Here is a 9,698-nt window from a genome sequence, read left to right as displayed (position 1 = left end):
CACCGCTCCCGTCCCGGCGCCGCCCGGGCGGCGCGGCGGAAGTGCGCGTGGCCGCCGAGCCGGGGAGCGCGTATGTCGTCACGCTCTCCTGGTGGAGCAGGGCATCGGATGCGGCAGGCGGCTGCGGCTGCGACCGGACGACGGACGGCACGACGGGCGGCACGGCGGGCACCGGCGGCAGCGCCCCGGCCTGCGGCACCGGCCCGGCCGGGTGCGCCGGCTGCCCGTCGCGCCACGACGAGCTCGCGAACCAGTCCGCCACCTCCTGCGCCGTCGGCCGCGCCTCCGGCTCCTTGGCGAGCATCCCCAGCAGGTACGCCTCGAGCGCGTACGGCACGTCGGCCCGGTGCTGCCGGGGCGGCACGGGGGGCGAGTCGACGTGGAGGTAGAGGAGCGAAGTGGGGCTCTCGGCCCAGAACGGCGGCTGCCCGACCAACAAGTGGTACAGCACGCACCCCAGCGCGTAGACGTCCGACGCCGGGCCCGCCACGCGCCCCAGCGCGCGCTCCGGGGCGAGATAGGTGCTCGTACCGACGATCTGCCCGGCGCGGGTGAGCTGGGCCGAGGTCTCGTCGACGAAACGGGCGATGCCGAAGTCGCCGATCTTCACCGTGCCGGTGCGGTCCAGCATCAGGTTGCCCGGCTTGATGTCGCGGTGGACGACCCCCTGGCGGTGGGCCGCCGCCAGGCCCGCCGCGGACTGGGCGGCGATGTCCGCGACGCCGGCCGGGGAGAGCGGGCCGCGGGCGGCCAGCTGCTGGGCCAGACTCGGCCCGTCCACCAGCTCCATGACCAGGTAGAAGCGGCCCTCCCAGGAGCCGAAGTCGTAGACGCCGACCACTTGAGGGTGATTCAGACGGGCGGCGGTCTGGGCCTCCAGCCGGAAACGCTGGGCCGCGGAGTCCTCGCCGTCGTCGCCGAGGAGCAGCTTCACCGCGACCTGACGGCCGAGCACTTCGTCCTGGCCGCGCCAGACTTCGCCCATTCCGCCGCGGCCGAGCAGCTCCCCCAACCGGTAGCGTTCGGCAACCAGCACCCCTACCACCCCTGAACTCGACGCACCCGACGACCCAGGCGATGAGTGCGATGAACGCGATGAACCAGCCCGGCGGCCGCGGTCCGCGGCGCGTGCGGAGACGGCCTCCACAGCCTACCGACCGAACGCGCGATTCCTTGAACATCCGTACACCCCCCGGTCATCACGCCCATTGCCCACCGTGGGCGTGCGTGATACACAGAGTCACCATAGGACCACCCACCGACATCGGCCCGCGCCGCCGTGCGGGACGGCCGAGGTGGGCGTGCCACCGGCACATGCAGGTCTCGTCAAAAAATGCCGCCAAGTCGACATACAAGGGCGGCCGCGTCGGCGAAGATAGGTACCGGCCTTTGCCGTGCGGCAAGGGCGGTGCAACTACCCTCAAGGGGCGGTGAGTTACGCATGTTCTTGGCAGCCGGAAAAGGCGACATCAACACCATTATCGGTGGAATCGCCCCGAACTGGGGGCCGTTCGCCAACCTGGGCCGGGAGGCCCGCGTGATGATCGAGGTCATCATGGCCGTATCGATCCTGCTCTGCCTGGCCATCGCCATCTGGGGCGCGGCGAAGCAGCGGATCGGTGCGACGGCGCTGCGGGACACGTTCAGCGCCGAGCAGGGCAAGGGGCTCATCGTCGCCGGGCTGACCGGGGTGTTCATCATCGGTTCGCTGGGGACACTCTTCACCATCGTCTACGGCATGGCGGTCTGAGCGGGTGCCGCCGGGCCCACCGCCCCGGCCCGGCGGCACCCGCCGTCCGTCCCCCGCCGCGTCCCTTCCTTCCGCATCGGCTCGCGGCGCAACAGCCCGCCCGAGCCCCCCACCCGAGGCTGCTTCCTGATGCCCCCTCACCTCCTCACGCACTCCCCCGGGAAACCGCGCGCACCGCTACCGTCGTCTCATGGCGGCAGGCCCGCGACGACGCATGAGGGAGCAGGCACGCGATGAGTCTCGGTGACGACGGCTACGGAAGCGGTCAGGGCTCCGGCGGATACGAGGCCGACGACCGCCACATGACGCGGACGCGGCTGCCGGAGGGGGAAGTCGATCCGTACGCACCCCCACGCCGCGGCGGCGTCCGGCCCAGCCGGAACCTCATCATGATCGTGGCGGTGGTGGTGCTGCTCGTCGCGGCGATCGCGTTCGCCAACAGGGGCGGGGGCGACGGCTCGTCGGGCGACGGGAAGAAGGAAGCGGCTCAGGGAGCCGGCGGTGCGACGGCGCCGTCCGGCGTGAAGCCGGTGGAGGGGAAGAGCGGGGGGGATCGCCTCCGGGTTCGCCCACACGGAGCAGGGGGCGCAGTCGGCGGCGGCGAACTTCGCGGTCGCGCTGTCGTCTTCCGACATGTTCAAGGCGGACGACCGCCACCGGATCGTCGATCGTGTCTACGCCTCCGAGATCGTAGCCGCCCGTCAGGGGGCCCTGGACAAGGTCTATTCGGACGGGGAGTTCCTGAAGCGGATCGGTCTCGATTCCAACGGCCGGGCGCCGAAGGGGATGGCGTTCGTCTCCCGCGCCAACCCGATCGGCACCAAGGTCGTCAAGTACCAGGACGACAAGGCCAGCATCGCGGTCTGGTACTCGGCGTTGTTCGGAATCGCCGGTGAGGGCTCCAAGAGCCCGGTCGCCGAAAGCTGGTACACGAGCACCTTCGAGGTCCAGTGGACCGACAACGACTGGAAGGTCACCGACTACACGCAGAAGGACGGGCCCGCTCCCGTCGGACGTGATCAGGCCGCCTCCTCAGCCAAGGAGATGTCGGATGCCGTAGAAGGGTTCGGAGGGTTCACCTATGCCCGGTAGTCAGCGCCGTCGCGTTCTCTCCGTCACGGCTGCCTTGGCAGCCGTGCAGACGACCGCAGTCCTGCTCGCGACGCGCGTGGCCGCGGCGCCTACGCCGACCCCGACGCCGTCACCGGGGGGGCTCCGGCACGCCGTCGCCCGGCGGAAGCCCGTCACCGGTCCCGAGCGGGAGTCTGCCGCCGCGCGGCAGCGACCCGTGCGACCTGATCCGGGGCCCCGCCCATGAGTACTGCCAATCCCCCGGCCACTCCACCTCCAAGACTCCCCCCGACCCCACCGCCGCCCTGGACCCCGCCGCCGCTCTCGCCAAAGGCTGCGCCGAAGCCGCCACCTGGATCATCCAGAAGCTCTCGGACGCCGTCCGCAACACCAGCAACGTCGACTTCACCAACGGCACCTTCCTCCGCCAGTACGCCGTCGTCTTCGCCGCCTCCACCATCCTCACCCTCGTCCTGTGGCTGCTGGCCGTCGCCAAGCGGGCCGTGCGCGGCGTGCCGTTCACGGAGGCGATCACCGAGGCCGTCGGCTTCCTCTGGCTGACCGTGCTCGCCTCCGCGTTCACCCCGCTGATCCTCTACACCGTCGTCCAGGCCACGGACGCCGTCACCGACGTGATCGCGACCGGCACCGGTGACCACAACGAGCAGTTCTTCGGGGGGTTCGCCGACGCCCTCAAGAAGGGCGACGGCATCGGCGGCGGACCGATCATGCTGATCGTCGTCTCCCTCGTCTCCGTGCTCGCCGCCGGCGTCCTCTGGCTGGAGCTGGTGATCCGCGCCGCCCTGCTCTACGTCGGCGCCCTGCTCGGCACCGCCGTCTACTCGGGGCTCGTCGACAAGAACATGTGGGGCCACGTCCGCCGCTGGGCAGGCATCATGATCGCGGTGATCCTCGTCAAGCCGATCATCGTGATCGTGCTGACGCTCGCCGGAGCGCTCTCCTCCGGCCAGGGGCCCAACGCCCTCTCCGCCGTCGTCTCCGGCCTCGCGATCATCATCCTCGCCATCTTCGCCAGCGCGATGATCTACCGCTTCGTCCCGGGCTTCGGCGACGAGATCATCAGCAGTCGCAACGCCAGCAACGACGCCGCGTCCCGCCAGGCAGCCGCCGTGATCTCCTCTCCCGCCACGCTGGTCAAGCAGGGCATCAACACGCACAGCGCCCGCGGCGGTTCCCAGGCCGCCCCGGCCGGCCAGGCCGCCCGCCCCGCGAACCCGCTCTCCGGCGGCGTCGCCGCCCACAGCGCCCGTCGCTCACCCACCGGATCCCCCGGCGGCGCCGCAGGAGGCGGAGGCGGAAACGCCCCCGCCTCCCCCGCGCCCCGCGCACAGAACAACGGCAAAACCTCTGGAGGTGAGCGGAGTTGACGATCGAGGCGCAGTCCCAGCCGATCGCGGCCCGCCGTACGTACCTGATCGGCCGCGCCCGCCCCAACGCGGTCGTCGGCAAGAACCGCGAGACCGGCGAGATCGGGCTGATCATCGCGGGCGCGTTCCTCGGCATGATGTGCGGCCTGCTGGTGCCGATCCTCCCCCTGCGGATCCTCACCCTCACCGGCTTCCCCGCCCTCGCCCTCGCCGCCGTGTACGTGCCGTACAAACAGCGCACGTTCTACAAGTGGTTCGAGATCAACCGCACCTACAAGCGCACGGTGCGACGCTCCCCGGCCTACCGCTCCGGCGCCGTCGAGGCCGGCACCCGCACCGACGGCCGCGAGATCGAGATCGGCCCGCCGCCGGGCATCGGCCGGATCAACTGGCTGTCGGCGCCCTTCGGGCCGGACGAGATCGCCGTCCTGCTGCACGCGGACCGGCGCACCGTCACCGCCGCGATCGAGATCGAGGGCCCCGGCGTCGGACTGCGCGACTCCGAGGACCAGGAAGCGCTCGTCGAGCGGTTCGGCACGCTGCTCAAGCACGTGGCCAACGGCGACGGTTACGTCACCCGCCTGCAGATACTGGCCCGTACGCTGCCCGCCGACCCCGACGCGCACGCCAAGGACGTCGAGCGGCGCGGGGACGACAAGTCGCCGCAGTGGCTCAAGGAGTCCTACGACCAGCTCCAGTCGATGGTCTCCACCTCCTCCGAGCAGCACCGCGCCTACCTCGTCGCGTGCATGCACTACACCCGCGAACTGGCCGCCGAGGCCCAGGCCATCGCCCGCGCCTCCCGGCACGGCGGCGGCCGCCGCAAGCTCGACCGCGACGGCGGACTGGCCGTGGTGATGGCCCGCGAGCTCACCGACATCTGCGCCCGCCTCGCCGAGGCCGACATCCGCGTCCGCCAGCCGCTCGGCCAGAGCCGGCTCTCCTCGCTGGTGCACTCGATGTACGACCCGGACCACCCCATCGACCACATCCAGGCCATGACCGAACGCAACGCCTGGCCCGCCGAGCTGGACGCGGTCCAGCCGACGTTCCTCCAGGCGAAGACCCGCGAGTCGGCCACCCGCGAGCCCTGGTGCCACGCCACCGCGTGGGTCAAGGAGTGGCCGATGACGCCGGTGGGCGTCAACTTCCTGGCCCCGCTGCTCGTCCACACCCCGGATGTGATCCGCACGGTCGCGGTCTGCATGGACCTCGAACCCACGGACGTCGCCATCGAGCGGATGCTGACGGAGAAGACCAACGACGACGCCGACGCCTCCCGCGCCGCCAAGATGAACCGCGTCGTGGACCCGCGCGACGTCGCCCACCACTCCCGCGTCGACCAGCGCGGCGAGGACCTGGCCAGCGGCGCGGCGGGCGTCAACCTCGTCGGCTACATCACCGTCTCCTCCCGCTCCCCCGAGGAACTGGCCCGTGACAAGCGGACCATAAGAGCGTCGGCCGGCAAGAGCTACCTCAAGCTGGAGTGGTGCGACCGCGAGCACCACCGGGCCTTCGTCAACACCCTGCCGTTCGCGACCGGCATCCGACGCTAGCCGTGTGAGAACGACGCAAGACCTAGGGGCGACTGCCGTGCTCGATCCGCTCACCTCCCTCACCAACGCCTTCACCGGTTTCCTCTTCGGGAAGGTGGAGACGACGCGGCTGCCCGTCCGCACGTCCACCGGGCAGGCGCAGGCCGTCTACCTCCCCACGGCCGCGCCCGGCCTCGGCGACTCCGGCGTGATCATCGGACGGGAGGTGTACTCCGGCAAGGGCTACATCTACGACCCCTTCCAGCTCTACGGCCAGCAACTGCCCGCGCCCCACTGGCTGGTGCTCGGCGAGTCGGGCAACGGCAAGTCCGCGCTGGAGAAGACGTACGTCCTGCGCCAGCTCCGCTTCCGCGACCGGCAGGTGGTCGTCCTCGACGCGCAGGGCGAGGACGGCGTCGGCGAGTGGAACCTCATCGCCCAGCAACTGGGCATAACCCCCATCCGGTTGGACCCCATGGCCGCCCTCGACGGCGGCATCCGCCTCAACCCGCTCGACCCGTCGATCACCACGACCGGCCAGCTCGCCCTGCTGCGCACGATCATCGAGGTGGCGATGGGACGGGGCCTGGACGAACGTTCCGGCTTCGCGCTCAAGGTCGCGCACGCGGCGGTCCGGGGCGGCTGCCCCTCGGACGCCGACCGGCAGCCCATCCTCTCCGACATCGTCGAGCAACTCCGCCACCCCGAGGCCGAGTCGGCCGAGTCCATGAACGTCGACATAGACGACGTGCGCGCCTGGGGCCTGGACGTGGCACTGGTCCTGGACCGGCTCGTCGACGGCGACCTGCGCGGCATGTTCGACGGCCCGACGACGGCCGGCATCGACCTCGACGCCCCGCTGATCGTCTTCGACCTCTCGCACATCGACCGCAACTCGATCGCCATGCCCATCCTCATGGCGATCGTCGGGGTCTGGCTCGAACACACTTGGATCCGCCCCGACCGCAAGAAACGCATCTTCCTCGTCGAGGAAGCCTGGCACATCATCAATTCCCCGTTCGTGGCCCAGCTCTTCCAGCGCCTCCTCAAGTTCGGCCGCCGACTGGGCCTTTCGTTCGTCGCCGTGGTGCACCACCTCTCCGACGTCGTGGACGGCGCGGCGGCCAAGGAGGCGGCCGCCATCCTCAAGATGGCCTCCACGCGCACCATTTACGCCCAGAAGGCGGACGAGGCCCGCGCCACGGGCCGGGTGCTCGGCCTGCCCCGCTGGGCAGTCGAGATCATCCCCACGCTCACGCCCGGCATCGCCGTCTGGGACGTCAACGGCAACGTCCAGGTGGTCAAGCACCTGATCACGGACGCGGAACGGCCGCTGGTCTACACCGACCGCGCCATGACCGAGGACGGCGCCCCCGACCGCGACCTGGCCGCCGAGGCTGCGGTCGCGGAGCGGGCCGCGGCGGCGATGGAACGGTATCCGGACGGGGCGTACGGGCCGTCGTCCCGCTCGACGGTGGCCTGACCGTGGGCGACGGGCAGCGCGCCTCCGGAGGCGGCGTGCCGGACGGGCTGCTGGTCAGCGCCATCGCGTTCCTGCTGGGGCTGACGCTGCTGGCCTGGACGGCCACGGGGCTGTCCGGCCTCTTCGCCGCCGGCCACTGGCCCGAGGCCGTGAGCCTGACGCACACCCCGCAGGCCATGCGCCACCTGATGTCCGACCCGCGCGACCTGCCGGCCGCGTGGCCGGACACGCCGCAGAGTCAGCTGTCCGGGTACGGGCTGTTCTGGGGCGTGGCGATCAGCGAGGCGCTGGTGACCACGGTGTTGGTGGTGTTCCTGATAGGGACGGTGGGCCGGTGGCGGAGAGTCCGGAAGCAGCCGGCATCCGTGCCCCCGCCCCCGCCCGCCGAGCGTGCGACTCCCGCCCCAGCTCCCGCTCCCGCTCCGATCGTTCCCACCCCGGCTCCTGTCCCCGCCTCTCCCCCTCCCCCACCCTCTCCTCTCGAACGCGTCGCCTACGGGACCGACCGCCGGGCCCTCGCCGCCCGGGCCGTCCTGGACGCCGCCGGGCCCGCCCTGGTCGTCACCAGCGACCCGGGGCTGTGGGCGGAGACGAAGGACGCGCGCGCCAAGCTCGGCCCGGTCCGGGTCTTCGACCCTGGGCACCTGCTCGACGCCCCGGACCGCCTCCGGTGGAACCCGGCCGCGGGCTGCGAGTCCCGGGACACCGCTGCGGCCCGAGCGGCCGCGCTCCTCGCCCCCGTACGCCCTCCCAGCACCCTCGACTCCCTCACGGCCGAGACCGCGGAGACGCTGCTGCGCTGCTGGCCTGCACGCGGGCCGCGGTGGAGGGCCGCCCGTTCCGGCAGGTGCACCGCTGGACGCAGGGCGGCTCCGCGCACGAGGCCGTACGGATCCTGCGGACGAACCCCAAGGCGACGGCCGGCGCGGCCGGCGAGCTGGAATCGGCTCTGACCGCCCACCCGGAACGCCGGGACATGGCCCGCGAGTTGACCGCCCGAGCCCTCAACTGCCTGTCGTCCGTCCACATTCGCGACGCGTGCAGCCCAAACCGGGCCGACGCCCTCGTGCTGGAATCATTCGTGGCCGAGGGGGGAACGCTTTACGTGGTGGGTGAGGCGATTGAGGATCCCCGCACCCGCCCGGGTGCGATGCCGCTGCTCACCGCACTCGCCGCGAACGTGGTCGAGCGCGGCCGGGGGCGTGGCCGAACGGTCACCTTCCGGTCGGCTCGACACCCACCACTCACACTGGTGCTGGACGACGTCGCCGCGGTGGCGCCACTGCCGTCGCTGCCGGAACTGGTGGAGGGCGGGGCGGAGTTGGGTCTGCCGACGCTGGCACTGATGCGTTCGGAGGAACAGGCGAGGTCGAGGTGGCCACGCAGCGCGCTGTCGCGCTGAAGGGTTCGCACCCCGCCCCGTCCTCTCCCCCTGTTTCCCACTCACCCCCGCGGGCAGCGTCCCCGCATGGCGAGCAAACCTCGCGTACTCCTGGACATCGGCCCCGAGGTCACACCCACCCTCCTCCCCACCGAACTCCGCGTCCGCCTCCAGAAGTTCGCCGACCTCACGGACGCACTCCCCGAGGCCGACATCCTGCTCACCGGCTGGGGCCACTCCCTACGACTGGACGGCCCGCTACTGGAACCGCGCACCACGGCTGAGGGCGGTCGTCCACGCGGCCGGCTCGGTCAAGGCACTGGTGACGCCCAGCGTCTGGGAACGCGGAATCCTCGTCTCCTCGGCAGCAGACGTCAACGCCGGTCCCGTGGCCGACTTCACCATGGCAGTCGTCCTCCTGGCCGCCAAGAAGTGCGCTCAGCGCGCGGCCGCCGGCCGGCCTTCACCGCACGCCGGGGACACGGACGGGACGGTCATAGGAATCGTGCAGCCTCCCGCATCGGAAGGCGAGTGGCCGCCCGACTGCGTGCCGCCGAGGCCGACTACCGGCTACTTGCTCCACGACCCCTACGCCACCGCCGACCAAGCGGCCCGCATCGGCACCGAGCTCGTGGACATCCACACCCTGTGCACAAAGAGCGCCATCGTCACGCTCCACGCCCCTCAACTGCCGGAAACCCGCATCTGCTGAGCGCCGAGCGGCTGGCCCTGATCGCCCGGACGGCGGGGCGGTCATCAACACGGCCCGGGGCTCGCTGATCGACACGGACGCCCTGGTGCGGGAGTGCGCCACGGACCGCTGGACGCCTTTCTCGACGTGACGGACCCCGAACCACTGCCACCCGAGACACCATTGCTCTCGCTCCGAACGTGTTCATCACGCCGCACATCGCCGGCGCACAGGGCAGCGAGGTCCGGCGGCTGGGCGAATCGCAGTCGACGAGATCGGACGACTGGTGCGCGGGGAGCGGTTGTTGGAGAAGTGCAGTGCGAGGAACTCGGCCGATCGGCCTGACCGAAAACGCAGAAAAGCCGTAGGGCCGGATCGTTTACCACATCCAGGCCTACG

Annotated in this window: 5 protein-coding genes and 3 pseudogenes; 7 read left to right on the top strand and 1 reads right to left on the bottom strand. The window is 71.4% G+C overall.

Annotation, left to right across the window (positions count from 1 at the left end; genetic code table 11):
* Positions 1-1,036, bottom strand: a 1,036-nt coding sequence (locus ABD794_RS06080) for a serine/threonine-protein kinase (RefSeq protein ID WP_344961349.1), incomplete at its 3' end; no start/stop codon positions are given.
* A gap of 405 nt (positions 1,037-1,441) precedes the next feature.
* On the opposite strand from ABD794_RS06080, the gene ABD794_RS06075 reads away from it, so the two are divergent.
* The 7 genes and pseudogenes from ABD794_RS06075 to ABD794_RS06045 all read left to right on the top strand — a co-directional run bounded on the left by ABD794_RS06075 (position 1,442) and on the right by ABD794_RS06045 (position 9,320).
* The gene (locus tag ABD794_RS06075; RefSeq protein ID WP_344026158.1) at positions 1,442-1,750 is read left to right on the top strand and encodes a hypothetical protein; all 309 of its coding nucleotides are present in this window, start codon (positions 1,442-1,444) and stop codon (positions 1,748-1,750) included.
* A gap of 233 nt (positions 1,751-1,983) precedes the next feature.
* A pseudogene (locus ABD794_RS06070) lies at positions 1,984-2,842 on the top strand (DUF8175 domain-containg protein).
* Positions 2,832-4,209: pseudogene (locus ABD794_RS06065) on the top strand (hypothetical protein). Before ABD794_RS06070 ends, ABD794_RS06065 begins: the two co-directional pseudogenes overlap by 11 nt.
* A gap of 2 nt (positions 4,210-4,211) precedes the next feature.
* Entirely contained in the window at positions 4,212-5,765 is a 1,554-nt protein-coding gene (locus tag ABD794_RS06060) for an SCO6880 family protein (protein ID WP_344961351.1), read from the top strand.
* A gap of 37 nt (positions 5,766-5,802) precedes the next feature.
* Positions 5,803-7,227 carry an ATP-binding protein gene (locus ABD794_RS06055; RefSeq protein WP_344961347.1) on the top strand — a complete coding sequence of 475 codons (1,425 nt, stop codon included), beginning with the start codon at positions 5,803-5,805 and terminating at the stop codon, positions 7,225-7,227.
* Positions 7,228-7,262: 35 nt separating this feature from the next.
* Positions 7,263-8,629, top strand: a pseudogene (locus ABD794_RS06050) (DEAD/DEAH box helicase family protein).
* A gap of 301 nt (positions 8,630-8,930) precedes the next feature.
* A complete protein-coding gene (locus tag ABD794_RS06045) occupies positions 8,931-9,320 on the top strand; it encodes a Rossmann-fold NAD(P)-binding domain-containing protein (protein WP_344961345.1) in 390 nt (129 codons plus the stop codon).
* The last annotated feature ends 378 nt before the right edge of the window (positions 9,321-9,698 follow it).

This window comes from Streptomyces thioluteus (assembly GCF_039535865.1).
Note: the sequence above shows the minus strand (reverse complement) of the source record. Positions and strands in the feature narration are given on the sequence as shown.

Coding starts and splice junctions, on each gene's coding strand:
- ABD794_RS06075 (WP_344026158.1), top strand. CDS start 1,442: ATGTTCTTGGCAGCCGGAAAAGGCGACATCAACACCATTATCGGTGGA.